Origin of the sequence: Pseudomonas cannabina (assembly GCF_900100365.1) — a bacterium.
In the GTDB taxonomy this organism is placed as follows: domain Bacteria; phylum Pseudomonadota; class Gammaproteobacteria; order Pseudomonadales; family Pseudomonadaceae; genus Aquipseudomonas; species Aquipseudomonas cannabina.
Genome location: NZ_FNKU01000007.1, coordinates 1 through 22,710, shown reverse-complemented (window position 1 = coordinate 22,710; position 22,710 = coordinate 1). Strand labels below are relative to the sequence as shown.

General features: G+C 51.5%; 30 protein-coding genes and 1 pseudogene. 17 read left to right on the top strand and 14 right to left on the bottom strand.

Annotation, left to right across the window (positions count from 1 at the left end):
* Positions 1-13 precede the first annotated feature (13 nt).
* The 4 genes from BLT55_RS30300 to BLT55_RS30270 form a co-directional block, all read right to left on the bottom strand.
* A complete protein-coding gene (locus BLT55_RS30300) occupies positions 14-1,456 on the bottom strand; it encodes a type IA DNA topoisomerase (RefSeq protein WP_223862854.1) in 1,443 nt (480 codons plus the stop codon).
* A gap of 770 nt (positions 1,457-2,226) precedes the next feature.
* Positions 2,227-3,456 carry an IS91 family transposase gene (locus BLT55_RS30280; protein ID WP_074801988.1) on the bottom strand — a complete coding sequence of 410 codons (1,230 nt, stop codon included), beginning with the start codon at positions 3,454-3,456 and terminating at the stop codon, positions 2,227-2,229.
* Between the two features lie 269 nt (positions 3,457-3,725).
* Positions 3,726-4,955 (bottom strand): IS91 family transposase, encoded by a 1,230-nt coding sequence (locus BLT55_RS30275; protein ID WP_074801844.1) that lies wholly within the window; start codon positions 4,953-4,955, stop codon positions 3,726-3,728.
* Positions 4,936-5,217 carry a hypothetical protein gene (locus BLT55_RS30270; RefSeq protein ID WP_074801749.1) on the bottom strand — a complete coding sequence of 94 codons (282 nt, stop codon included), beginning with the start codon at positions 5,215-5,217 and terminating at the stop codon, positions 4,936-4,938. Before BLT55_RS30270 ends, BLT55_RS30275 begins: the two co-directional genes overlap by 20 nt.
* A gap of 783 nt (positions 5,218-6,000) precedes the next feature.
* Here BLT55_RS30270 and BLT55_RS30260 point away from each other — a divergent pair.
* Positions 6,001-6,210, top strand: a complete 210-nt coding sequence (locus BLT55_RS30260; protein WP_054999931.1) for a hypothetical protein — start codon at positions 6,001-6,003, stop codon at positions 6,208-6,210.
* A 298-nt stretch (positions 6,211-6,508) separates the two neighbouring features.
* Here BLT55_RS30260 and BLT55_RS30250 read toward each other — a convergent pair whose 3' ends face one another.
* Both BLT55_RS30250 and BLT55_RS30245 read right to left on the bottom strand, forming a co-directional pair.
* Positions 6,509-7,738, bottom strand: coding sequence for an IS91 family transposase (locus BLT55_RS30250; RefSeq protein ID WP_074801690.1), 1,230 nt, complete (start codon positions 7,736-7,738; stop codon positions 6,509-6,511).
* A complete protein-coding gene (locus BLT55_RS30245) occupies positions 7,719-8,000 on the bottom strand; it encodes a hypothetical protein (RefSeq protein WP_057424767.1) in 282 nt (93 codons plus the stop codon). Before BLT55_RS30245 ends, BLT55_RS30250 begins: the two co-directional genes overlap by 20 nt.
* A 69-nt stretch (positions 8,001-8,069) precedes the next feature.
* On the opposite strand from BLT55_RS30245, the gene BLT55_RS30240 reads away from it, so the two are divergent.
* From BLT55_RS30240 to BLT55_RS30205, 9 genes are all read left to right on the top strand, one after another.
* Positions 8,070-8,309: a hypothetical protein gene (locus BLT55_RS30240; RefSeq protein ID WP_244159038.1), complete on the top strand. Its 240-nt coding sequence runs from the start codon at positions 8,070-8,072 to the stop codon at positions 8,307-8,309.
* Positions 8,296-9,207, top strand: coding sequence for a type IV secretory system conjugative DNA transfer family protein (locus tag BLT55_RS31345; protein ID WP_223862859.1), 912 nt, complete (start codon positions 8,296-8,298; stop codon positions 9,205-9,207). The genes BLT55_RS30240 and BLT55_RS31345 overlap by 14 nt, the downstream gene beginning before the upstream one ends.
* Complete coding sequence (locus BLT55_RS31340; protein ID WP_223862860.1) at positions 9,204-10,226, top strand: type IV secretory system conjugative DNA transfer family protein; 1,023 nt, start codon at positions 9,204-9,206, stop codon at positions 10,224-10,226. Before BLT55_RS31345 ends, BLT55_RS31340 begins: the two co-directional genes overlap by 4 nt.
* Before the next feature lie 10 nt (positions 10,227-10,236).
* Positions 10,237-10,734, top strand: coding sequence for a hypothetical protein (locus BLT55_RS30230; RefSeq protein ID WP_074801994.1), 498 nt, complete (start codon positions 10,237-10,239; stop codon positions 10,732-10,734).
* Between the two features lie 56 nt (positions 10,735-10,790).
* On the top strand, positions 10,791-10,976 hold the full coding sequence (locus BLT55_RS30225; RefSeq protein WP_055000083.1) for a hypothetical protein: 186 nt from the start codon (positions 10,791-10,793) through the stop codon (positions 10,974-10,976).
* A gap of 164 nt (positions 10,977-11,140) precedes the next feature.
* Positions 11,141-11,461, top strand: coding sequence for a TrbM/KikA/MpfK family conjugal transfer protein (locus BLT55_RS30220; RefSeq protein WP_020313367.1), 321 nt, complete (start codon positions 11,141-11,143; stop codon positions 11,459-11,461).
* Between the two features lie 4 nt (positions 11,462-11,465).
* The gene (locus BLT55_RS30215) at positions 11,466-11,669 is read left to right on the top strand and encodes an Hha/YmoA family nucleoid-associated regulatory protein (RefSeq protein WP_069707318.1); all 204 of its coding nucleotides are present in this window, start codon (positions 11,466-11,468) and stop codon (positions 11,667-11,669) included.
* Positions 11,670-11,685: 16 nt separating this feature from the next.
* Positions 11,686-12,123 (top strand): toprim domain-containing protein, encoded by a 438-nt coding sequence (locus BLT55_RS30210; protein ID WP_055000084.1) that lies wholly within the window; start codon positions 11,686-11,688, stop codon positions 12,121-12,123.
* A gap of 76 nt (positions 12,124-12,199) precedes the next feature.
* Entirely contained in the window at positions 12,200-12,670 is a 471-nt protein-coding gene (locus tag BLT55_RS30205; RefSeq protein ID WP_083379526.1) for a DNA topoisomerase, read from the top strand.
* 705 nt (positions 12,671-13,375) lie between these two features.
* On the opposite strand, the gene BLT55_RS30200 is transcribed toward BLT55_RS30205, so the two are convergent.
* The 4 genes from BLT55_RS30200 to trfA all read right to left on the bottom strand — a co-directional run bounded on the left by BLT55_RS30200 (position 13,376) and on the right by trfA (position 15,595).
* Positions 13,376-13,573 carry a hypothetical protein gene (locus tag BLT55_RS30200; protein WP_005759570.1) on the bottom strand — a complete coding sequence of 66 codons (198 nt, stop codon included), beginning with the start codon at positions 13,571-13,573 and terminating at the stop codon, positions 13,376-13,378.
* A 150-nt stretch (positions 13,574-13,723) separates the two neighbouring features.
* Positions 13,724-14,038, bottom strand: a complete 315-nt coding sequence (locus tag BLT55_RS30195) for a helix-turn-helix transcriptional regulator (RefSeq protein ID WP_104442851.1) — start codon at positions 14,036-14,038, stop codon at positions 13,724-13,726.
* Positions 14,039-14,235: 197 nt separating this feature from the next.
* Positions 14,236-14,697, bottom strand: a complete 462-nt coding sequence (locus BLT55_RS30190) for a hypothetical protein (protein WP_054999193.1) — start codon at positions 14,695-14,697, stop codon at positions 14,236-14,238.
* Entirely contained in the window at positions 14,690-15,595 is a 906-nt protein-coding gene (trfA, locus tag BLT55_RS30185) for a plasmid replication initiator TrfA (protein WP_054999194.1), read from the bottom strand. Before trfA ends, BLT55_RS30190 begins: the two co-directional genes overlap by 8 nt.
* Positions 15,596-16,445: 850 nt before the next feature.
* Here trfA and BLT55_RS30180 point away from each other — a divergent pair.
* From BLT55_RS30180 to BLT55_RS30170, 3 genes are read left to right on the top strand one after another with little or no spacing between them, the layout of a single operon-like run.
* Entirely contained in the window at positions 16,446-16,676 is a 231-nt protein-coding gene (locus BLT55_RS30180) for a hypothetical protein (protein ID WP_004668272.1), read from the top strand.
* Positions 16,663-16,989 carry a type II toxin-antitoxin system PemK/MazF family toxin gene (locus tag BLT55_RS30175; protein WP_004668271.1) on the top strand — a complete coding sequence of 109 codons (327 nt, stop codon included), beginning with the start codon at positions 16,663-16,665 and terminating at the stop codon, positions 16,987-16,989. The genes BLT55_RS30180 and BLT55_RS30175 overlap by 14 nt, the downstream gene beginning before the upstream one ends.
* A gap of 43 nt (positions 16,990-17,032) precedes the next feature.
* Positions 17,033-17,509, top strand: a complete 477-nt coding sequence (locus tag BLT55_RS30170) for a hypothetical protein (protein WP_054999195.1) — start codon at positions 17,033-17,035, stop codon at positions 17,507-17,509.
* 184 nt (positions 17,510-17,693) lie between these two features.
* Here BLT55_RS30170 and BLT55_RS30165 read toward each other — a convergent pair whose 3' ends face one another.
* Both BLT55_RS30165 and BLT55_RS30160 read right to left on the bottom strand, forming a co-directional pair.
* Positions 17,694-17,984: a type II toxin-antitoxin system RelE/ParE family toxin gene (locus BLT55_RS30165; RefSeq protein ID WP_054999196.1), complete on the bottom strand. Its 291-nt coding sequence runs from the start codon at positions 17,982-17,984 to the stop codon at positions 17,694-17,696.
* Complete coding sequence (locus BLT55_RS30160; protein ID WP_054999197.1) at positions 17,972-18,262, bottom strand: CopG family ribbon-helix-helix protein; 291 nt, start codon at positions 18,260-18,262, stop codon at positions 17,972-17,974. Before BLT55_RS30160 ends, BLT55_RS30165 begins: the two co-directional genes overlap by 13 nt.
* 352 nt (positions 18,263-18,614) lie before the next feature.
* On the opposite strand from BLT55_RS30160, the gene ddp1 reads away from it, so the two are divergent.
* The 3 genes from ddp1 (at position 18,615) to BLT55_RS34330 (ending at position 20,317) form a co-directional block, all read left to right on the top strand.
* Positions 18,615-19,154, top strand: a complete 540-nt coding sequence (gene ddp1, locus BLT55_RS30155; RefSeq protein ID WP_054999198.1) for a DNA distortion polypeptide 1 — start codon at positions 18,615-18,617, stop codon at positions 19,152-19,154.
* Positions 19,155-19,156: 2 nt separating this feature from the next.
* Positions 19,157-19,972, top strand: coding sequence for a MobP1 family relaxase (gene mobP1 / locus BLT55_RS30150; RefSeq protein WP_223862830.1), 816 nt, complete (start codon positions 19,157-19,159; stop codon positions 19,970-19,972).
* 192 nt (positions 19,973-20,164) lie between these two features.
* Positions 20,165-20,317, top strand: coding sequence for a hypothetical protein (locus BLT55_RS34330; protein ID WP_244159036.1), 153 nt, complete (start codon positions 20,165-20,167; stop codon positions 20,315-20,317).
* A gap of 7 nt (positions 20,318-20,324) precedes the next feature.
* On the opposite strand, the gene BLT55_RS34325 is transcribed toward BLT55_RS34330, so the two are convergent.
* The gene (locus tag BLT55_RS34325; protein ID WP_223862832.1) at positions 20,325-20,525 is read right to left on the bottom strand and encodes an FxLYD domain-containing protein; all 201 of its coding nucleotides are present in this window, start codon (positions 20,523-20,525) and stop codon (positions 20,325-20,327) included.
* A gap of 53 nt (positions 20,526-20,578) precedes the next feature.
* On the opposite strand from BLT55_RS34325, the pseudogene BLT55_RS30140 reads away from it, so the two are divergent.
* Positions 20,579-21,556: pseudogene (locus BLT55_RS30140) on the top strand (IS5 family transposase).
* Positions 21,557-22,001: 445 nt separating this feature from the next.
* Here BLT55_RS30140 and BLT55_RS34320 read toward each other — a convergent pair.
* Entirely contained in the window at positions 22,002-22,400 is a 399-nt protein-coding gene (locus BLT55_RS34320; protein WP_244159035.1) for a CrpP family ICE-associated protein, read from the bottom strand.
* Positions 22,401-22,710: the final 310 nt, after the last annotated feature.

The following is a 22,710-nucleotide window of genomic DNA, read 5'->3' as shown; positions in this document are numbered from 1 at the left end:
GTAAAAATGGGCGTTACTTCTTTTTAGCAAACTCAAAGCTGACAGCGCCAGTGGTTTTATCCTGCAAAACTAGCATGGCAGAAAACGATTTTCCTGTTTTTTTACTGACAAAGCCCTTGATTTCAACTGTCTTGCCCTTCTTGATCAGCGTTTCGACCTGACTGGCGGTGATCTTCTTGTCGGCGATGGTGGCCCATACCTTGAAGGTGCAACCCGTGCAGGCGTACGTCTTGGCGCTGGCGACGATTTCTTTACCGCAGTTGGGGCAAGGAGATTCTAGACGCGGCAAGCCACCCTCACGAGGTTTGTGCTCGCCTTTAATTTCTCCGACATCGACCTGGCTAACCTGCTCGGTCAAAAAGGTCATAAGTTTCGAAATAAAGTCGTCAACGCTTAACGAACCTTGTTCGATCAGCGTTTGCTGTTCAGACCAGAGTGCCGTCATGTCGGGCTGCGTGGCAATGTCGGGCAGTGCATTGAAGAAGGCAATCCCCGTTTCAGTGGGGATTATTTTGGATTTATCCAAGGTGATGAAATTACGTGTTTTGAGCGTTTCAATGATTGCTGAACGGGTCGCTGACGTGCCAATACCGCCGTGTTCAGCCTCGTTGTCCCGATCTTTGTCTTTGAGCAACTTCTTGATCACAGGATCGCTGACAAAATCAGCAATGCGTACCAAGGCGGCAAGCAAGGTTGCTTCGGTGAACAAAGCAGGCGGGGTTGTCTTCTCGGTCACACTGGTTTCACGGCATGAACCCGAATCCCCTGCTTTCAACTCGCTGACGGATTCGAAGGCGGTGCCCACCTCATCATCAGACGATTCATCGTTCACTTCCTTGTTCTCGCTGCTCGATCCCTTGAGCAATGTTTCAAAGCCTGGATCAACTGTTGTCTTGGCTTTGTAGGAAAATACCTCGCCTGCCACGTCAACGGAGCCGGTGGCCTCAAGATACTTTTTGTTGCGCATGAACTGCACCAGGTACTGACGCGCAATGGCCTGATAGACCTTGGCTTCAAGGTCAGACAACGCCGAAATATCAGGCACATTGATGGTCGGAATGATGGCCGTGTGCGCTGAAATCTTGCTGTCATCGAACGCTTTGCTTTTGATACCCGGCTCTGTGGCCACGTGCATGAACTCGGGCTTTTCTTTGAGCGCAGCAAGGATGTTAGGCGCGTCGGCAAACTGCTCGTCAGACAGATAATTGCAATCGGAACGGTTGTAGGTGATCGCCTTGTACTTTTCGCGCAGCGCTTGCGTGATCTCAAGCGTTTGAGCAGCGGTCAGGCCAAATCGCTTGTTCATGTGCTGTTGCAGCTTAATCAAGTTAAACGGCAGCGGAGGTGTGGTTTCTTTTTCCTTGACGGCACAATCACGCACGGTGGCCGCTTGTCCCTTGCAGCGATCACCTACCTGTAACGACCTGCAATCGAAATGGCCCGGACCTGCAATCATCGCGTTTTTCGACCGGGATTAATTGCGTCTATCCGGCACCGCGAACCAGCATTGACTGCAAACGAACCTGCATCCACCCACTTCGACCTGCAATCGAGAGCGGCCGACCAGGATTAAATGCGACTGAAAACCGATGATTTTAGCGGGGTTTACGCGGATGCACTCGGCTTAGTGCACTTTCTGTTTCATTGCTCCGCACCCTGTACTGCGATCACACGATTCAGTCCGGTAGCCCGGTAGCGCTGCTGTTGGAAGCTCCAACCTCTTACCTCCGTAAGGTGCCATCGTCAAGTTTGTCTCTTTAGACTCTAGAATTTGTGAACGTACTGTATCAAAAATTAAAAACCGCCCTATTGAGACGCAAAAAGCGTCTCGGCCATACGTCTCACAAGGGTGTGCTCAAATGAGACATAAGCGGCGAGCGATCACTCGCAAATAATTCCGGTTCATGACAATCGATTGCAGGTCGAACCAGATGAACGCAGGTTCATTCGCAAATAATCCCGGTTTGCTGGCTCGGATAGATGCAATCAATCCTGGTCGAAAAACGCGATGATTGCAGGTCCGGGCCATTTCGATTGCAGGCCGCTACACATAGGAATTTCAAAATGCCTATGCATCAGGCTGACGCTATGACGGAGGCGTCATGCCTTCATAGCGATGCGTAGTAAGACGCTGAGGCGTTACATATGCAGTGAAAATCCCTATCAGAAAGCGTTAATGCAGGTTATTTCACCGCGAAGCCTAGGTGCGGACGCACCTTCCCCCTGTCAGGGCTTCACGTACCTCATCTGCGCGATCGCCTGAGCGTTGAGGACCAGTCCCTGCACCGTCAGCCCGCTGATTGCCGCCGTGTATACCATCCGCGCGCCACACAGCACGCAACGGAACGGATCGACGTTTAGAAAGGCTTTGGCCATCTGCACAAAATACAGCTTCGGTGTCGGTCCTGGCGTCGCCATCTTCAATGCTTCATACACCTTCGGCAGGTATTTCCCACACACCCGATTGGCCAGAAAACCAAAATACCGGATCATCCGGAAATGCTTTTCCGGGATGTGCTGCACCACCCGGCGCAGCATGTCGGCCTGGCTCAGCGTTTCCTGCTGATAGGTCTGCGTGCGGTGATCCAGGTAGGTAAAGCTCAACGTGGCTCCGGAGGTGTAATGCGCCAGACGACTGCCCGAGATGGGCGGTTTTTTCAGGTAGCGGCCCAGGTAATTGACGGTCTTTCGGCCGTTTTCCGTCTTCTTCGACAAGTGGATGTGCCAGTGCTGGCCGCCAGCGGTCAGTATCAGACGGTGCCAGTCGCTTTCACAGTGGATGTGGGCCAGCTGCGGCGGCATCGTCAATTGCGAAAGCGGCTGTCCCAGCAGGTAATCGCGCACCAACCACATCCAGCGCCGCCGCAGGGCCTCTTTGTGGAACGACAGATTTTTCCAGACGCCCTGCTCATCCAGGCCGCCCGCGGTCACCGACAGGTGGACGTGGGGATGCCAGTTGAGCCGCCGGCCATAGGTGTGCAGCCCCCCGAAAATCCCGACGCGCAAACCGCGCCGCCTGGCGGTGTAGATCAGGTTATCGGCCGCCAGACGAAACAGCGCATCGAGCAGCCAGCGGTTGTAGAAGAACAGGGACCACAGCGTGTCGGGCAGCGTGAACACCAGATGCTGCCAGGGGCAGTCGGGCAGACGGTTGTTTTGCACGGCGATCCACTGGTCGGTGGCCTTTTTGCCGCAGGAAGGACAGGCCCGGCAATGGCAGGTGTTGCACAGGTATTTGACGTGTGGGCAATGCTCATTGGCGCAGGTGTAGTGTTTGACGCCCAGTATCGAGGTGCCGCAGGCGAGCATTTTGCTGATCGACTCCACTTCGATTTGGCGCAGACCGCCGGCCTCCAGCAAATCTGCCCAGCAGCCGTTGGCCGTGAAGAGGTTTTTGAGCGGTCGAGGTTTGTAAGCAGGCGGTGCAGAGGCCACGTCAGCAGGGCGGCTCCTCATCGTGGTGAATGACGGCGGTGATGGCGAATCCGCCTGGCCCTTCTCTCATCGAAACGCTTACGCAAGAAGCGTCGGGAAACATGTCGTTCATGCATAGGAATTTCAAAATGCCTATGCATCAAGCTGACGCTTGGAAGGAGGCGTCATGCCTTCATAGCGATGTGTAGGAAGACGCTGATGCGTTACTTATGCAGTGAAAATCCCTATAAATCAGCGTTAATGCAGGTTATTTCACCGCGAAGCCTAGGTGCGGACGCACCTTCCCCCTGTCAGGGCTTCACGTACCTCATCTGCGCGATCGCCTGAGCGTTGAGGACCAGTCCCTGTACCGTCAGCCCGCTGATTGCCGCCGTGTATACCATCCGCGCGCCACACAGCACGCAACGGAACGGATCGACGTTTAGAAAGGCTTTGGCCATCTGCACAAAATACAGCTTCGGTGTCGGTCCTGGCGTCGCCATCTTCAATGCTTCATACACCTTCGGCAGGTATTTCCCACACACCCGATTGGCCAGAAAACCAAAATACCGGATCATCCGGAAATGCTTTTCCGGGATGTGCTGCACCACCCGGCGCAGCATGTCGGCCTGGCTCAGCGTTTCCTGCTGATAGGTCTGCGTGCGGTGATCCAGGTAGGTAAAGCTCAACGTGGCTCCGGAGGTGTAATGCGCCAGACGACTGCCCGAGATGGGCGGTTTTTTCAGGTAGCGGCCCAGGTAATTGACGGTCTTTCGCCCGTTTTCCGTCTTCTTCGACAAGTGGATGTGCCAGTGCTGGCCGCCAGCGGTCAGTATCAGACGGTGCCAGTCGCTTTCACAGTGGATGTGGGCCAGCTGCGGCGGCATCGTCAATTGCGAAAGCGGCTGTCCCAGCAGGTAATCGCGCACCAACCACATCCAGCGCCGCCGCAGGGCCTCTTTGTGGAACGACAGATTTTTCCAGACGCCCTGCTCATCCAGGCCGCCCGCGGTCACCGACAGGTGGACGTGGGGATGCCAGTTGAGCCGCCGTCCATAGGTGTGCAGCGCCCCGAAAATCCCGACGCGCAAACCGCGCCGCTTGGCGGTGTAGATCAGGTTATCGGCCGCCAGACGAAACAGCGCATCAAGCAGCCAGCGGTTGTAGAAGAACAGGGACCACAGCGTGTCGGGCAGCGTGAACACCAGATGCTGCCAGGGGCAGTCGGGCAGACGGTTGTTTTGCACGGCGATCCACTGGTCGGTGGCCTTTTTGCCGCAGGAAGGACAGGCCCGGCAATGGCAGGTGTTGCACAGGTATTTGACGTGCGGGCAGCTGTCGTTGCCGCAGGTGTAGTGTTTGACGCCCAGTATCGAGGTGCCGCAGGCGAGCATTTTGCTGATCGACTCCACTTCGATTTGGCGCAGACCGCCGGCCTCCAGCAAATCTGCCCAGCAGCCGTTGGCCGTGAAGAGGTTTTTGAGCGGTCGAGGTTTGTAAGCAGGCGGTGCAGAGGCCACGTCAGCAGGGCGGCTCCTCATCGTGGTGAATGACGGCGGTGATGACGAATCCGCCTGGCCCTTCTCTCATCGAAACGCTTACGCAAGAAGCGTCGGGAAACATGTCGTTCAGATACGTTGTCTGGCAGCAACTACAAAGATCGACATCACCCAAAGGATCGATATCGAAGAAAAAGTCGGTATCGGGAACGAAGGTGGTATGCCCGGCGCGTTGGAGACGGGTCTGCTTTGCCTTGGCTTTTGCCCGGCTCGCCCGTTTACGTTTTTTGGTCTCTGACGCCATGTGTAAGCCTGTGCTGAGGAGGGATCGACTCGATTTCGGCTATGATAACCGATTTCAAAATCCCACAATTTGCAGCCGCAGGCTGCCCAGTTCACGCTGCTGATTTTCAGCGGTTCCGGCGCTGGCTTTACCCATGCTTCTTGTCTCGAGCCTAAAACTTCATGTTTTTTTGATGCAGATCAATAAAGACCCTCTGGACCTATTGCTGATGGAACCAAATCGCTGGCTAAGCTAACACAAGGCCTGTGTTACGGAAAAATTGCGAAAAAGAGACGATTTGTAGATGGTGGGATTACAGAAGAGCGTAATTCAGTTACAGCGCTTTGTGATCCTCAATGGAATGCAATGATTTGACCCTAGCGGGTCACTATGACTTTTTATTCAAGGAGAAGTTCAATGGTAAGAATTAATAATTGGAGCAGCAATCTGGATGCCTACAGGATACTCCAAGAAGCGCAAAGTTTGACTGAGGAGCTTCCTCACTTCGATACGGCTTTTCCCATTGAGTCTGAAAGCATTGCGCCACCGGAGCATCACAACCATCGCTACCGTATTGGACAAGATGAGCACCGTGTCAGATATCTTGCTGCAAACAGGAATACGTGCCGCCCCCTCAGCACGTGCGTTCGGAAACGCCAGAGGTAACAGTCCGCGAAACTGAAACAAACAGGCTTATGCTTAAAAGCTTCTGGATCTTCGGTGCGGAATTTGAATAGATATCACCTTCCTCTCAGCGTCAACTGCTCAGTTTCCAAACTCTATCAGCAATCACGGAAGAAGCACATGACCAACTTTTTTTACCTCGTAAACCCCAATGATATTCGGATTGATCGGAAGTCGAATCCCCATACGGCTACAGCGCGAGGTGCCGGTGGCGAACCGGTATTGACAGTTCCCGCCAGCCTGCCTGACGAAGAAATAATGCATGCGTTAGACACGTTCAACCTTGTTTATGCGCAGGGATTTGAACTTATCAAACGGCAAGGAGTATAAAACCGTAAAGATTCATGTGTAGGAACCTAAAAATTCCTACGCATGAATAACGCCGTATTTCGCAAGGGAGCCGCTGATTTATTCGATTTTTCGCCTCGGCGATGCTCTGGAGGCCTTGATGCATAGGAATTTCAAAATGCCTATGCATCAAGCTGACGCTTGGAAGGAGGCGTCATGCCTTCATAGCGATGTGTAGGAAGACGCTGATGCGTTACTTATGCAGTGAAAATCCCTATAAATCAGCGTTAATGCAGGTTATTTCACCGCGAAGCCTAGGTGCGGACGCACCTTCCCCCTGTCAGGGCTTCACGTACCTCATCTGCGCGATCGCCTGAGCGTTGAGGACCAGTCCCTGTACCGTCAGCCCGCTGATTGCCGCCGTGTATACCATCCGCGCGCCACACAGCACGCAACGGAACGGATCGACGTTTAGAAAGGCTTTGGCCATCTGCACAAAATACAGCTTCGGTGTCGGTCCTGGCGTCGCCATCTTCAATGCTTCATACACCTTCGGCAGGTATTTCCCACACACCCGATTGGCCAGAAAACCAAAATACCGGATCATCCGGAAATGCTTTTCCGGGATGTGCTGCACCACCCGGCGCAGCATGTCGGCCTGGCTCAGCGTTTCCTGCTGATAGGTCTGTGTGCGGTGATCCAGGTAGGTGAAGCTCAACGTGGCCCCGTTGGTGTAATGCGCCAGACGACTGCCCGAGATCGGCGGTTTTTTCAGGTAGCGGCCCAGGTAATTGACGGTCTTTCGGCCGTTTTCCGTCTTCTTCGACAAGTGGATGTGCCAGTGCTGGCCGCCAGCGGTCAGTATCAGACGGTGCCAGTCGTTTTCACAGTGGATGTGGGCCAGCGGCGGCGGCATCGTCAGTTGCGAAAGCGGCTGTCCCAGCAGGTAATCGCGCACCAGCCACATCCAGCGCCGCCGCAGGGCCTCTTTGTGGAACGACAGATTTTTCCAGACGCCCTGCTCATCCAGGCCGCCCGCGGTCACCGACAGGTGGACGTGGGGATGCCAGTTGAGCCGCCGTCCATAGGTGTGCAGCGCCCCGAAAATCCCGACGCGCAAACCGCGCCGCTTGGCGGTGTAGATCAGGTTATCGGCCGCCAGACGAAACAGCGCATCAAGCAGCCAGCGGTTGTAGAAGAACAGGGACCACAGCGTGTCGGGCAGCGTGAACACCAGATGCTGCCAGGGGCAGTCGGGCAGACGGTTGTTTTGCACGGCGATCCACTGGTCGGTGGCCTTTTTGCCGCAGGAAGGACAGGCCCGGCAATGGCAGGTGTTGCACAGGTATTTGACGTGCGGGCAGCTGTCGTTGCCGCAGGTGTAGTGTTTGACGCCCAGTATCGAGGTGCCGCAGGCGAGCATTTTGCTGATCGACTCCACTTCGATTTGGCGCAGACCGCCGGCCTCCAGCAAATCTGCCCAGCAGCCGTTGGCCGTGAAGAGGTTTTTGAGCGGTCGAGGTTTGTAAGCAGGCGGTGCAGAGGCCACGTCAGCAGGGCGGCTCCTCATCGTGGTGAATGACGGCGGTGATGGCGAATCCGCCTGGCCCTTCTCTCATCGAAACGCTTACGCAAGAAGCGTCGGGAAACATGTCGTTCAGATACGTTGTCTGGCAGCAACTACAAAGATCGACATCACCCAAAGGATCGATATCGAAGAAAAAGTCGGTATCGGGAACGAAGGTGGTATGCCCGGCGCGTTGGAGACGGGTCTGCTTTGCCTTGGCTTTTGCCCGGCTCGCCCGTTTACGTTTTTTGGTCTCTGACGCCATGTGTAAGCCTGTGCTGAGGAGGGATCGACTCGATTTCGGCTATGATAACCGATTTCAAAATCCCACAATTTGCAGCCGCAGGCTGCCCAGTTCAAGGGAGACGAGTATCTGGCCTTTGATTTGGACGGCGCAGAGGGAAGTTTTTCACTTACCTTCATGGCGGGTCAACCTTATGAATTGAACGACATCACCCCCCGGGTACCCGATATGTCTGAGGCGCTAGCCATGGCGGCGGCAGTTGCTTTACGCCTCGACGCATTGGTCAAGTTCAGTCCTGGCTTGAGGGTAGATCGCCATGAAACGCTTTAATAAAACGCAGACCTTTTTCCTTTTGCTGGTGTGCCTGGGCCTTAGCACCTTGATTGCGAGCGTTGTGGTCTATTGGCTAAACGGTGTGCCGCCGCTGAAAATCGTTTCGCTGTGGCAATATGGAAAACTGTGGGAAGCCATATTTTCAAGCACGTCCAACACCAAAATCAGGGTCAGTGCATTCGCAGCCTTGGGCATCGGCTTTGTGGCGTCTTTGACATTGCCTGTGCTTGCGCTGATAAAGCTCAACGGAACACCCAAGCAAACGCTGCACGGTGATGCGCGCTTCGCCACTGAGCGCGATATCCGTCAGTCAAAGTCAGTCACCTGGGGGGATGACAACGGAAAGGGCATTGTGATCGGTAAGTACAAAGGTAAGCTGCTGCGTTATGTCCAGCCTGACTTTGTATCCCTCGGTGCAGGGAGTCGCTCTGGCAAGGGGGCCGCCGTGGTGATCGCCAACCTGATGCTGTGGTTGGGTTCTGCAATCATCCTGGATTTAAAACAGGAGTGCTACAACATCACCAGCCGCTATCGGCAAAAGGTGTTGGGAAACAAGATTTTTCTGTTTAACCCGTTTGATGAGAAGTCGCACGGCATGAACCCGTTGGTGTACGTAGACCTGAGCCACAGCAAGGGGCTGTCGGATTTACTCGGCATCGCCGAAATCTTCTACAACACCGACAGTACAACGGGCGCTGAAAAGCACTTCAACACCGCTGCTCAAAGTCTGTTCGTGGCTTATGTCTCGGCGCTTTGGTATTTCTTGACCTACCAGCCGGGTCAATTGCGGACTTTTAACATCAAGCCTCTGTTCTCTATGTATCCTCTGAAAAAGCCCATTTTTTTGGAGAGGAACCGGGCTGGAGCGCCTGTATTTACTGGCTTCGACTTTTGAAGAAAAGGCTTTTTCAGACCTTCCCTATAGGGACGGCACTGGATGTTTACTATCAAGTAACCGTGGATGACATTGTTGAGGCCTTGGCGGAAGCACTTGTGGACGCACCCTCTCCTACGACCTGTCCTGAATCAATCGTGCATGTCGTCCAGGGCGCACACGACAAGCTAAAAAGCTTTTCTCTGCTGGGCGATGATGTGAAAGGCAGTGTGACGGGAACATTTGAGAAAGAGCTACGTCTTTTTACCTTGCCGAATGTCAGAAAGGCGACAGACAAAAACGATTTTGACTTCAGACAGTTGCGCCGCGAAAAAATGACGGTGTATTTAGGCGTCTTGCCTGAGGATGTAAAAATTGCTCCGGTTATCCTTAACCTGTTCTTCAACTGCGCGCTAAAAGTCAACCTGAGTGAAAACCCGGACTTTGATCCTTCGCTCAAACTGAACGCCTTGTTTCTGATGGACGAGTTCCCGTCTATTGGCCGAATCAGCTACGTCAAGGACGCGGCGGGTTACATCGCAGGCTACAAACTGCAACTGTTAACCATCTTTCAGGACTTGTCGCAACTGAACGATATTTATGGTCTGAACGGTACGAAAACGCTGATTGCCAACCATTCATGCAAGATCAATTTCTCATTGAGCGAGCAGGAACACGCGGAAAAGATATCCAATGAGTTGGGTTTTACGTCACCCAAATGGAAGTCTACCAGCAAAACCATAGGTGGAAAAACACAGCGCGGTGAGTCAGAAAAAGACGAGAAGCGCCCCCTCATGTTAGCGCAGGAGCTTAAATTGCTGCCTGTGGACGATGAAGTCATTTTGCTCAAAGGTGAACACCCGATTTATTGCAAAAAGGCTTACTATTTCAACGATGATTTTTTTATGGACAAACTGATTGCACTTTCCCCCACGCTCCAAGCTGTTAAAGCGACATTAGGTCAAGGCGAATTTCCAACAAAGGATGACTTGGCATTGACCTTATCCCGGCATGAACTAGAAGCGCATGTTAACTTTTGAGGATCACCCCATGAAAAAAATAGCGTTTTGCTTTTTATCCGTGGCCGGTTGGGTGCTGGGAGGATGTTCTTCACCCCCTCAACCCGTCGCCGTTGATTTTGAACAGCAGCCAGAAGTGGTTAATACCGGCCTACCGCGCCTGGTGGTAACCCATGAAGTGATCAAGTCTGCACAGGCTAATGGCCCCTGGAGCTTGACGTTAGCCGACTTCCAGGGCGATCAGCGCTCATACGACACGGCGTTCTATTACGCACTGGCTCACGCGGACCTGATCGAGCTGGACACCCACAACCTGGCGGATGCTGCACGCACCCAGCAATGGCTGCTACAGCACGGGGCTACAGCACCGATCAGGGTCAACCAGAAGGCAACGCCTGTGCAGCCAGTCAGCCGAACGTGGAAGCACGAAACCACCAGTTCCAGTCTCACGTACCGGGCAACCACGCTCTGTGTTGGCTGTGAAAACGTCTCTATCACGCTTCATAAATACGGCGAGGTGCAAAAATGAACTTTAAAACCCTTCATTCCGGAGAAGGCTACAGCACACCGACACGGAGAAATCTAATGCTCAATGCACTCGTGCTGTATGAACGCATGTATGAAGTTCAACGCATGTTGCCACAGCCCTTGTTTGAGCGCTTTACGATGACGGACCGTGAGTTTTGTGAGGCTATTCAGCAGATTGCACGCCTGCTGGATACGTCCAATACCGAGCTTATGTCTGAGCGAGTAACCCTAAGGAGACGCTGATTTATTCTAAAACCCAGCTGTTGCCCCCAGATAAATCAAGGCCTCCAGAGCGTTGCAGGGACGAAAAATCGAATAAATCAGCGCCTCCCTAACGGAAATCAACGAAATATTACGGGGCCGCCTGTATCAGGTTTTAACCCTACCACCTCATGAGGGGCTGAAAAATGAATACCTTCAATAGGACACAGAGAATCGCTTTTGCGGGTCTGCTCCTTTGGCTTGGGGTAATCGCTTACGCACATGCCGGCGAGACGGACGCTTGCACCGTCACGCTGTGCATGTACGGCAAGTTGACAGGCAATAGTGGTGGTGCAGATTGCCAATCCGCCGAGAAGAAGTTTTTCAGCATCGAAGTCAAGAAACGCGGCAAGTTCAGACCGCAACCAACGTTTGATGCTCGGAAAGCATTTTTAGGACGCTGTGAAGGCTCCGATCCGGCCTACTCTGATATGATACTGGACACATTCGGTAAGGTCCGGGGCTAGTCCATTGAACAAACAATCGTACTTGTTGAAGTTTCGACGTTGTAGCAAACAAGAAACCCTCGACTTTATGGTCGAGCGGCTGCTTAAAAAAGTGACCGCTGATGAGGCGCTGTCCGTTTTGGCGGCTGCTGACCATCGCGGCGTCGAAATAGCAACCGGTCGCTCCTTTGATAAAATTCCGCCCTATTTGTGGCGACAAATCGAATGAATATATAGGTTGAATCATGAAACTGTATATCGCTGAAAAACCTGCTCTTGCCCTGGACATCGCAAACGCCTTGACAGACGGAAAGCCGTCAAAAAAGAACGGTTACTTTGAGTGCGGAGAAGATAAAGTCACGTGGTGCATTGGCCACTTGCTTAAATCTGTCGATCCGGAGGCTTACAATCCCAGCTATAAGCAGTGGAAACAAGACGACTTGCCGTTGAATCTGTTTCCCTTGCAATATGAAGTCATCCCCGACAAAGCAGATCACACGCGCAACGTCATTAATCTAATCAAGGAGGCGGATGAAATTGTGCATGGCGGCGACCCCGACGATGAAGGGCAACTGCTGGTAGACGAGCTGATTCTTTTTGCGGGGTACACCAAAACGGTAAAACGGGTATTAATCAGTGACAACACCCCTAATGCGGTCAAAAAGTCCTTAGGGAGGCGCTGATTTATTCGATTTTTCGTCCCTGCAACGCTCTGGAGGCCTTGATTTATCTGGGGGCAACAGCTGGGTTTTAGAATAAATCAGCGTCTCCTTAGCCAATCTGAAAGACAATAGCGACTTTTTTGGCATCTATCAGAAGACCTATGCCCGTACTGCCGGTGATTTGTTGTACGGCCTGAGTATGTCACGTGCGTATACCATCGCAGCCCAAGCCAAGGGCTATCAGGGCGTGTTGAGCGTTGGCCGGGTGCAAACGCCTATCCTGGGACTGATTGTCCGACGCTGGCTCGCGAATCAGGCGCATACGTCCTCATTTTTCTACACCCTGGACGGCACGTTCACTGTGGGCGGCAATACCTTCACGGCGCGTCTCAAACCCTCAGAGGACCTATTGAAGGATGACAAAGGCCGAGTGATTGATAAGGCCGCTATTGACCGGGTAGGTGTAGCGGCCTGCAATCGAAATGGCCCGGACCTGCAATCATCGCGTTTTTCGACCAGGATTGATTGCATCTATCCGAGCCAGCAAACCGGGATTATTTGCGAATGAACCTGCGTTCATCTGGTTCGACCTGCAATCGATTGTCATGAACCGGAATTATTTGCGAGTGATCGCTCGCCGCTTATGTCTCATTTGAGCACACCCTTGTGAGACGTATGGCCGAGACGCTTTTTGCGTCTCAATAGGGCGGTTTTTAATTTTTGATACAGTACGTTCACAAATTCTAGAGTCTAAAGAGACAAACTTGACGATGGCACCTTACGGAGGTAAGAGGTTGGAGCTTCCAACAGCAGCGCTACCGGGCTACCGGACTGAATCGTGTGATCGCAGTACAGGGTGCGGAGCAATGAAACAGAAAGTGCACTAAGCCGAGTGCATCCGCGTAAACCCCGCTAAAATCATCGGTTTTCAGTCGCATTTAATCCTGGTCGGCCGCTCTCGATTGCAGGTCGAAGTGGGTGGATGCAGGTTCGTTTGCAGTCAATGCTGGTTCGCGGTGCCGGATAGACGCAATTAATCCCGGTCGAAAAACGCGATGATTGCAGGTCCGGGCCATTTCGATTGCAGGTCGTTACACCTATGCATGAACCACCACACGTGTATTTGCTCGCCTTGAGCTGGATGGTTATAGTGAAATCAGCCATGACGGCATCGCCGAATGCCTTCGCTTGCGCCGGGGAGAGCCGGGTAAGGTCGGACGTGTCGCGCTTTACGATTTGTCTGACCTGTGAACGATCCTTCATGGGAAGCCTCTCACTCGCCGCCAATCATCGGCGCATAGTCGATGCCGTAGTTTTTCAGCAGCGCTTCCTGGATCACCTTGCGTTTCGGGATGTTGCGCTCAAAGGCTTCCTTGGCCACGTGGTAATGCACATCGGCATCGAGCATGACGCGCACCTCTGCCGAGCGCCACTTGGCCTTTCCGTCTTCGGTTTCGAACTCATTCAACATGCCATTTCCTCATCCCGGTTAATTTTGTTAGCGGGCTGTTCCTCGCTGGTATCCATTAGGTCACAGGGGGGGAAATGCTGTCATGTAGCCAATTTTGGCTACTTGACATTTTCCTTAAAATCAGGCTGTTGACTCTAAGGAGACGCTGATTTATTCTAAAACCCAGCTGTTGCCCCCCAGATAAATCAAGGCCTCCAGAGCGTTGCAGGGACGAAAAATCGAATAAATCAGCGCCTCCCTAAGCATACAAATATCACGAAGCTCAAAAAGGTTATGAATTTCGAATTTGTCTTTAGCTCTAGACAGATAAACTCGAACCGTATGCGGGGATATACCCACTTCAATGGCAATCGTTCTCAACGAAAAGCCATGTGAATACATGATTACCGCTTTGCCCTCCTGCGGTGAAAGTTCAGGGAGCAGATCAGTTGTCCACTCTTCTTGCCCTTCCAGAAAAATCGCCATTTCAAAATCCCTCATGCACGACAGTACACACCCTATAAGAGCCTCCGGCATCCGTCTCTTATGTTGAGTGCTTTTGTCGAATGGATTAGTCTCCTTAGGGAGACGCTGATTTATTCTAAAACCCAGCTGTTGCCCCCAGATAAATCAAGGCCTCCAGAGCGTTGCAGGGACGAAAAATCGAATAAATCAGCGCCTCCTTAGAGGCCGAAGAGCCGGAAGGCTATACGTTTTTCAGACAACCACTCAGCCACCGCCTTGCCCGAATGTGCAAGCACCACCAGCACCAGGCACGTTACAAATGTGTAGACGGTCGGTGCACCCGCCTTCGCGGTATGCACGTAGGTAAGGCCATCATGCCAATACAAAATGGCAGAGGTGACGACGCCGAAAAATGTGATCAACCCTTTGAAGCTGTGCAGCACACCCAATGGCACGGCGAGCGCCATAAAAAGAACAAAGGCAGCGGCATATCGGACCGCTTTGAACAATGCCTTTACCACCGACCAACACAACGTCCCGAACGACCGGTTTTTTCGAGGGTTGCCTTTGCCCCGTCGAACTAGCGTGCAGGCCTTCCGCTGTTTGGCATCAGGAAAACTCACCACGTTATCGGGGACGGGGTCGTCTTCTTGGCCCGGGAATTTCACGACATTACTCATGACGCACCGCCTTGGTTTTCACCACATGCACTAGATCTGTTTTCTCATCAATCCAGCAGGTCCAGCATGTAACTACGCTAAGGTCAGACAACGCTTTCTTTAAAGTCTGCCGAAATTTGAAAAGCTCACCTGTTTCACTCCCACACATACCTTTAAGCGTCTCGACCTTGTACTGAAATGGCTTTTCATGAGTACTATAAAAGCCATGTAACCACAAAGCCAACGCTTTGCCTTTAAGAGATTGCCGCTCTTCGGTATCTAGGCCAGTCCATAGTCCATCCGCAAAAAAAACAGAAAATTTAGGATTGACCATAATCACATATTCCCGCGTATTTTCATCACGGTACATTTCATTTAACAACGTACCAAGATAAAAACGCTGACCATCCCCTAATTCGATTCCATAGAGTGAAAGACGAGCCAATACATCGTTCAACCACAGGTAGTTAGCCTTGCCAACGTCGCGATTAATAGCTCGCAGAAAACTACCCGCTGTGAAACGTACTTTCGTACCCAAAGTCTGATCTTGGTGGCGGTGTAGGCACTCCAAAAAAACATCCAAATCTGACTGATCGAGTTGTTCACCCGTCACGGACAAGGAAAGACCTTGAATCGTAACCTTGTGGACCTTTTTCTCGTACTTGCGTTTCCCTTTTTCGACCACACCGAATAGAGAGCTGCGCAAAATGGCATTAGCCATAGCCCGACGATCATCACCAGGTGATGGCAGAACAAGAGACAAACGAAAAGCTATCTCATCCTCAGCGACTTGAACGCCGTAAACAAGATTGCGCTCGTCGCAAGCCGGTTGCACCGAATCTTGCTGCTCTGCTACCTCACTTCTTTTTTTAGCTTTCTCGGCCATGGCCTTTAACCGACCTTCAAGGGGCTTAGTCATGAGTTCCCCCTTTCAAAGGACACGCCTCAACCTGTACACTCTGCAATGCCATCATTGCTTTGTCCTCATACTGCTTTGTTGGTATTCCTGCCCTTCTACTTTCCACGGTGTAGGGCAGGAATTTATTTTTCTGCGGCGTTTTTAAGCTCAGCTTTCTTAATAACCCCCCTAATAGCGCCAACAGAGACAACCGTCTTTTTATGCGTAGCGATCCATAGCGCTATAGCGTCATATGACAGTCCTTCATGCCTCAATCTCAAAATATCGACTTCAAAATCGACTACCCTCATGGTGTTTTCCCCCTCATTTTAGCAACCATCTGCATCTGCATCTGCATCTTTTTTATCCTCGGTGGGACTTCCTGTCAAGCCTTTATCCATAGCAATCACCTCAGCACGGGATAGCACCGATGATCGTACGGTATAGCGGGTAGCTCAGTACGGTATAGCGGGTAGCTCAGTACGGTATAGCGGGTAGCTCAGTACGGTATAGCGGGTAGCTCAGTACGGTATAGCGGGTAGCTCAGTACGGTATACATATGGCTGTAAGCCTCTATAAATAAGGCTTTCAGATTTAGTGGCACTTTGACCTAGAAGCTTTTTAGAAAAAAGATATAGAAAAAAGACGCGCGTGGACCCCTCGCCTCTGTGGATAACTTTTTTGGCCCTCGAAGCAAAATCACAAGCAACGTCCAGAGCATTCGTGCTGCGCACTCACCCGCCTCAACCCCGCAAGCGGGGGTGGCCTGACCACTGATCGCGCCTTAGGCGGGATCGTGGAGGCTTGCTTATTTTCGAGATCGCACTGAGAATAGTACGTTATACGCATAACGCATAACGAGGTTGTAGCCATGCACAAGCGAATGACAATTACGCTGGATGAGGATGTTTACGATGGGCTGTACAGAACGGTAGGTAAACGCAAGATGAGCCAATTCATTGAGGACTTACTGAGGCCCCACGTTGTGGGTAAGTCACTCGATCTTGGCTATCAAGCTATGGCGGCAGACACGGCACGCGAAACCGCTGCAATCAACTGGTGCAATGCCCTGTCCGAGGATATGCGCGATGCTTCGCGGTGAAGTCTGGTGGGTTGAATTCGATCCTTCTGTTGGCAGTGAGATTAAAAAAACGCGGCCAGCAGTGATCGTGAGCAACGATTCAGCTAACCGCCATTTGGCACGGGTCGTTGTTGTACCGTTAACCAGCAGTACCGAGAGAACGTATCCCGGTGAAGCGCTCATAACGCTTGAAGGGCAAAGCAGTAAAGCGATGGCCGACCAGATAATGGCAGCGGACAAGAAGCGTTTAAAGAACCGGTTAGGTAAACTATCCAAGGTTGATATGGTAGCCGTTGAAAATGCTATCAGTGTCCATTTGGCGATGCCGCTTTGATCGAACACTAGGTTAGCGGGCAACCAGCTTTAGGAGATATCGCATGATGACTCATGATGAGTTGATAAATGACCTATATGAAATTGTTGATGTTTGTTCGCGTATTCGTGGCGAGTTTAGAACATTGATGACCAGCGCGATAAATGAATTTTTCATGGAGCTTTTGGCAGAAAAAACCATTGACCAGGCCCTTCACACCGAGCTGGTCAAAACATTAGAGTCAGGCTGTTTTACATTCGATTGTCATTGGGCTGTCAGCTTGTCACCGGGCGGCGAGGCTAGAGGACCCTTGGAGGCAGAGGCGCGTCATTTTTTGGATATGGCCGTAGAAGTCGCTGTTTTTGAGTCAATACTCGATGAGTTGGATGAGGATATGAACTCAGTGACGGTTTCGAATGTTGAAGCCGAAATCGACGCGTTCGTTGGCAAAATAGGCCTAGACTTTGCAGATGGACGTTTAAAGGAAATTCACTATGATTTTCTTTTAAATTGGATTGAAACCATTTCATTGATATTTTGAATTCAGGGCGCAATTGGGGTCAGAGTTCAATAGGACTTGCCGTCTATCACATACGTAAGTAGGGAGGCTTTCTGGCTTTACGCTCGGCGTCAATTGTTTCGAGCATTGCAAGGCCTGCATGCTGGTCGAAAACTCTCTCGGTCTTTTTTCCGTGATGCCTTGAGTGTACCACTGAAAACCAGCATCAATAGCCAACTTCTTTTTGATGCCGGACCGCTACGACAACTATTTCGTTTGTGTCGTAGCGGTATAGAATCACATAGCCACTGTCGCCAAAATCAATTAACCATTCCCGATACTCGGTTGCCATCCTATCGGCTAGCCTACCTACTTCCGGTTGTTCGGCAATAATCCTAATATCCTCCCTGATAGTTTTAACTGCTCGTCTTGCGGCTTCTGGATTATTTAGCGCCAAGAACCGATAAAGGCGTTGAATATCGCGCAACGCAGAGGGCGACCAGATCAGTTGTGGCATGCAGGTGGCTCTACGTCTTTACCTGCTTCCAGTTGAGCTAACCATGTCTCGACTTCTTCCAGAGTCAGATGCAGACCGGTGGCCTTATATTCATTCCATGCGTGAATAGCTTCTTGCCGAAACGCCTGACGCTTTTCTTCGCGCTCAACGTACTGTTTTATAGCTTCGCGCATCATCCAATGCGGTGTCCGCTGTTGTGATTTTGCAAGCTGCTGGATTCGATCACGCATCCCAAAATCCAGTTTTACTGCCATGGGTTGATTTGTTGCCGCTTTCATAAGGAATAACCTCTGGGTATAGAAAGGTAATACCGCATTATAGAATCATTAGGTTTTTCTGTCGAATCCTCAGCGCCGCCGAAACTCGTTTCGGCTGGTGATGTGGATTGAACAACCGAAGCGCAGCGCAGGGCGTTAGGCATGAGGCTTTTCACCAGAATAGGCCGTTGGCTACACGCCGTGTTCACGGCTTAGCCCATGCCCAGCTTGCTTTTCAGCTCTCCGTGCGTTAAAGATAGTGTGATGGAAGGACGCAAATTTTAAGATCGGATGCAGGATAGGGAGAGAGGCCCAAATTGACGCCACTGCGTGTCTCAATTTGGGCTGTCTCCCCGCTGCCGGAGGCTCTTGTATGAGTGCAAAAACTGAAAAAAAGGTGTGCTTTAGAATCAGTTCGGAAGCGCATGAGCGGGCAGTAGCTAAAATATCAAAGAGCGGTACAACGATAAGTGCGTTGGCGAAGCTGTTTGTGCTAAGAATTGCAGAAGAAGACAGCGTCGAAGAATTAAATTTAAGTGAAAATAGCGAACGGCTTAGATTTTCGTTATCAACGGAAGAAAAGGAAGCGATTGCCTATCATGCACATTTGAATGACTGGTCCATGTCCAGGGAGTGCCGGTTCAGGATTGTTTCATCGCTGTCGGCTTCGTCGAAATTATTGCCTGATGAAATCAAGAAAATAAGAGGACTCAGGGCGGCTATTGATGCGGTCGGTCGTAACATTCGCCATATGATGTTCCAATCGAAAAAGCTAGACATGAACGACACGGCGTTTCTTAAAGAAATTGAAACATTGAACAGCTATATGGCCATGGCGATTAAGAAAATAGATGAGTTGCAGGAGGTCTCTGTAGATCGCTGGAGCTTTAACCGTAAGGGCATGAAGGGCTAGTTATGGGCGTGCATGTCGAAAAAGAATGGCGGGTCAAAAGGGCGCGTGCCGATAAGGCGTCAAAGAGCGCTTTTGCATTCAAAGTCAACCAACACAAAAAGAATAATGGCAAGTCAACCGGAGCTATTCGGCAATTACCCAGTAAGGAAATGATGGTAAAAATCACTGGCTCAGCTTCCACCGCTAGCGGTATTAAAAACGCCATAGACTACATGTCTCATGATGGGGAACTCAGTCTCTATGACGATGAAGGTAATGAATGGAATGGATCGGAAGGGCTTTCCGAATTGAAGGACAACATGATTCACTCAGGAACCATTGCCCCTACTGCAAAGGCAAATGAAGACGTGGACCAGCTTAAAAAGCAAACACATAATATTGTGTTCTCGCCGCCCCCATCAGAAAAGGTGTCGCGTGAGGAACTGTTTGATACAGTGAGGGAAACACTTAAAGAAAAATACCCTGACAATGCGTTTGTCATGGCCTACCACGACAATACGGAAAAACCACATGTCCATGTGGTTTTGAAAATATCGGACAAAAACGGTCAACGGATGGACATCAAGAAACAAGACCTGCGGCAATTGCGCACCACCATGAGCCTAAAGTTGCAAGGGCTTGGCTACAATGTGAAAGCAACCCATATGCGTGATTTTGCGTTGAAAGACCACCTTAAACATGGTCCTGAGCGGACACGTAACCTGTACGAAGTGGTTGAGTTTGGATCAGCCAGTTATCAGTTCGACAAAAAAAAAACGTTCGAACTATATCACCTACAAGACCCTCAATGGACAAAAAGAGGTGACCTTATGGGGTAAGACGCTGCTTGAGGAAATCGAACGGGAGAAAGTCGAGGTGGGTCATGTCATCAAGCTTAAAAGGAAGGCGCTGTAGCCGTTGAGGTACCATCGTATGATAAAAATGGCGAAGTCCAGGGCTACAAGACAGTCAAGCGCAACGAATGGAAAATTGAAAATACCAGTATTGACGGGCCGGATAGAACAGTCACAATGGCAGAAACGTTAGAAAAAGCAGGAAAAAAAATTAACCTTCATACCCCTGAGCGTCAGAAAAAGCAGATGAAAGAGAAACTCCAATTCACTGAGGTGAAGGAAGAGGTGTTGCGGCCCAAGATTAAACTCGGGCCTAGGTTGAAATTCTGAGCGGTGTTCAGTAAGTGTCAACCTTGACCAAAACGAAGTGGTCATACGGGACGGTCACACCGGCGCTGAATTTCCATGTGTCTTTGGGTGCCAGGTTACTGGCAGTGGCAATGGCGTTCCCTACCAGAGCGTTATTGGCGTCGTACAAATTGAAATGTACGAAAACGTTCCCTAGGGAGGCGCTGCAAAAATAGCCAACTGTCCCCACCCTTGGCACACTAAGTTCCTTCAACAGCCTCCCTCTCCGTGAGCGTTACGCGCGTGCAGAAGACCTTCTCCGAACTCGAATATACCGGCAAGAAAAAGCAGACTCGCCGAGATCGCTTCCTGGCTGACCTTGAACAGTTGGTGCCCTAGGCCCTGCTGGAGGCGCAAGTGGCGCCGTTTTATAGCAACACCGCAGGCAAGCGCGGACGCCCTGCGATAGGGGTGTCGCGCATGTTGCGCATGTACGTCGTGCAGCAGTGTTTCGGTTTCTCCGATGAAGGTTGCGAAGATGCCGTCTACGACAGCCAGGCCATCCGCGGTTTTATGGGTATCGACCTGGGTCGCGAGTCTGCACCGGATGCCACCACCTTGCTGCGTTTTCGCCGCTTGCTGGAAGTCCATCAGCTAACCCGGCTGCTGTTTGAAACGATTAACCAGCATCTGGCCAGCCGGGGGCTGCTGCTCAAGGAAGGCACTATCGTCGACGCTACTCTGATCGCCGCGCCGCCCTCGGTCAAGAACCGAGAAGGCAAGCGTGATCCTGAGATGCATCAGGCCAGGAAAGGCAATCAATGGCACTTTGGGATGAAGGCCCACATTGGTGTAGACGCCACGTCGGGGCTGGTGCACAGCGTAGTAGGGACGGCCGCTAACGTGGCGGATGTCACCCAGGTTGGCCAGTTGCTTCACGGTGACGAAACCTATGTTTCGGGTGACGCTGGATACACCGGTGCGGCCAAGCGACCGGAGCATGCTGAACGGGACGTTATCTGGTCGATTGCAGAACGGCCAAGCAGTTACAAGCAGCACGGCGAAGGCAGCGTGCTGTATCGGGTCAAGCGCAAAATTGAATATGCCAAGGCGCAACTGCGTGCCAAGGTCGAGCACCCCTTCCAGGTAATCAAGGTGCGCTTCAATCATCGCAAGGTTCGCTACCGTGGGCTGGAAAAGAATACAGCGCAGTTGTTCAGTTTGTTTGGGTTGGCCAATCTGATGCTGGCCAAGCGGTATTTACAACAGACGGCAGGATAAATCCGTCTGAAAGGCGGGACTGGCCCGCCTTTCAGCAAAATGAGGGCAGAAATCTGCTCGAGAAACGTAAAATAAGGCCGGCAGGTTGAAAAAAACCGGCTTGGAAATGGGGACGGTGCGAACGGGTTAATTGTTCAGCGTCTCCCTAGCGCTTGATCCTTGGTGTTGGTTGCTGTACCTGTAATGTACGAAATCGACGGCGTTTGGCCTGGAACTGCTTGCAGGTGGCCTACTGTTACGGGTGATGGCTCACTGGCGATAGCCGCCGCTGAAAACACCATGCAGGCCGCAAGGGCGTAAATTGCTTTCATAGGTTAATCCTTTTTTTTATTGAGGTTCCAGAGATTTTTTACCTCATAATTACTTGATACGCAACGAGTTTCACAAGACCCAGCCTGACAGGCTCGGTTCATCTTTGGTGCCGTAAATGAATCTACGAAAACAGTTAGCTTTCAGGTTTCAGCCTGACCCGGCTAGCTATAACATAGCGGATGCGACTCAGATGGTCCTGTCCTTTCCAGTGTCTATCTCCGAACACCAACAGTTTATACCGACCGTCTGGCATCGTCTTGATGATATGGCACGGCATTACGTAGGTCTTCGTCCACCGCAAACGTGCTGGCAGATCAATTGATGCGTGGCATTCGCTGCGGTCGGTACGTCCATCGTGCTTACTCCGTCGAAAACAAATCGAGTTGTTTGGCTTCTGATAGCCCCGCAGCCATGAGTTTCTGAACTGAGGGGTCTTGTATGGACACTCTGCTAGTAGACGCCGGTTCACTGCATCCAGCGAGCCTTTTGCTTCTGCTGTGCGGTGGGGATTGTTGTCTTTTCGCCTATCCATGATCTTTCCTCTAAAGGCGGCTAAGGAGGCGCTGATTTATTCGATTTTTCGTCCCTGCAACGCTCTGGAGGCCTTGATTTATCTGGGGCAACAGCTGGGTTTAGAATAAATCAGCGTCTCCCTAAGCCACTTCATCAGCGCTTCTGCCACGCATGGCGGGGCCATGTGACCGGCGAACTCTCGCAGCAAGTACAGATACTTCGGGTCTGAAAGCTGGCATAGGGGTAGGTTACGGACTGTGTTATAGTCTCGCTCGGACATAATATTTCCCTCTCAGGATGCGTTGTGTTCCACGCTGGGGATGGTTCCC

Excerpts from the sequence above, each read along its gene's own strand:
- BLT55_RS30250 (WP_074801690.1), bottom strand. The coding sequence starts at position 7,738 with ATGAGGAGCCGCCCTGCTGACGTGGCCTCTGCACCGCCTGCTTACAAA.
- BLT55_RS34330 (WP_244159036.1), top strand. The coding sequence starts at position 20,165 with ATGGCAGAAACGTTAGAAAAAGCAGGAAAAAAAATTAACCTTCATACC.
- BLT55_RS30275 (WP_074801844.1), bottom strand. The coding sequence starts at position 4,955 with ATGAGGAGCCGCCCTGCTGACGTGGCCTCTGCACCGCCTGCTTACAAA.
- BLT55_RS34320 (WP_244159035.1), bottom strand. The coding sequence starts at position 22,400 with ATGGATAGGCGAAAAGACAACAATCCCCACCGCACAGCAGAAGCAAAA.
- BLT55_RS30200 (WP_005759570.1), bottom strand. The coding sequence starts at position 13,573 with ATGTTGAATGAGTTCGAAACCGAAGACGGAAAGGCCAAGTGGCGCTCG.
- BLT55_RS30165 (WP_054999196.1), bottom strand. The coding sequence starts at position 17,984 with ATGCCACAACTGATCTGGTCGCCCTCTGCGTTGCGCGATATTCAACGC.
- BLT55_RS30170 (WP_054999195.1), top strand. The coding sequence starts at position 17,033 with ATGATGACTCATGATGAGTTGATAAATGACCTATATGAAATTGTTGAT.
- BLT55_RS30300 (WP_223862854.1), bottom strand. The coding sequence starts at position 1,456 with ATGATTGCAGGTCCGGGCCATTTCGATTGCAGGTCGTTACAGGTAGGT.
- BLT55_RS30160 (WP_054999197.1), bottom strand. The coding sequence starts at position 18,262 with ATGAAAGCGGCAACAAATCAACCCATGGCAGTAAAACTGGATTTTGGG.
- BLT55_RS30210 (WP_055000084.1), top strand. The coding sequence starts at position 11,686 with ATGAAACTGTATATCGCTGAAAAACCTGCTCTTGCCCTGGACATCGCA.
- BLT55_RS30190 (WP_054999193.1), bottom strand. The coding sequence starts at position 14,697 with ATGAGTAATGTCGTGAAATTCCCGGGCCAAGAAGACGACCCCGTCCCC.
- BLT55_RS30220 (WP_020313367.1), top strand. The coding sequence starts at position 11,141 with ATGAATACCTTCAATAGGACACAGAGAATCGCTTTTGCGGGTCTGCTC.
- BLT55_RS30270 (WP_074801749.1), bottom strand. The coding sequence starts at position 5,217 with ATGGCGTCAGAGACCAAAAAACGTAAACGGGCGAGCCGGGCAAAAGCC.
- BLT55_RS31345 (WP_223862859.1), top strand. The coding sequence starts at position 8,296 with ATGAAACGCTTTAATAAAACGCAGACCTTTTTCCTTTTGCTGGTGTGC.
- BLT55_RS30195 (WP_104442851.1), bottom strand. The coding sequence starts at position 14,038 with ATGGCGATTTTTCTGGAAGGGCAAGAAGAGTGGACAACTGATCTGCTC.
- BLT55_RS30175 (WP_004668271.1), top strand. The coding sequence starts at position 16,663 with ATGCTTCGCGGTGAAGTCTGGTGGGTTGAATTCGATCCTTCTGTTGGC.
- BLT55_RS30245 (WP_057424767.1), bottom strand. The coding sequence starts at position 8,000 with ATGGCGTCAGAGACCAAAAAACGTAAACGGGCGAGCCGGGCAAAAGCC.
- mobP1 (WP_223862830.1), top strand. The coding sequence starts at position 19,157 with ATGGGCGTGCATGTCGAAAAAGAATGGCGGGTCAAAAGGGCGCGTGCC.
- BLT55_RS30225 (WP_055000083.1), top strand. The coding sequence starts at position 10,791 with ATGCTCAATGCACTCGTGCTGTATGAACGCATGTATGAAGTTCAACGC.
- BLT55_RS30280 (WP_074801988.1), bottom strand. The coding sequence starts at position 3,456 with ATGAGGAGCCGCCCTGCTGACGTGGCCTCTGCACCGCCTGCTTACAAA.
- ddp1 (WP_054999198.1), top strand. The coding sequence starts at position 18,615 with ATGAGTGCAAAAACTGAAAAAAAGGTGTGCTTTAGAATCAGTTCGGAA.
- BLT55_RS30260 (WP_054999931.1), top strand. The coding sequence starts at position 6,001 with ATGACCAACTTTTTTTACCTCGTAAACCCCAATGATATTCGGATTGAT.
- BLT55_RS30230 (WP_074801994.1), top strand. The coding sequence starts at position 10,237 with ATGAAAAAAATAGCGTTTTGCTTTTTATCCGTGGCCGGTTGGGTGCTG.
- BLT55_RS30180 (WP_004668272.1), top strand. The coding sequence starts at position 16,446 with ATGCACAAGCGAATGACAATTACGCTGGATGAGGATGTTTACGATGGG.
- trfA (WP_054999194.1), bottom strand. The coding sequence starts at position 15,595 with ATGACTAAGCCCCTTGAAGGTCGGTTAAAGGCCATGGCCGAGAAAGCT.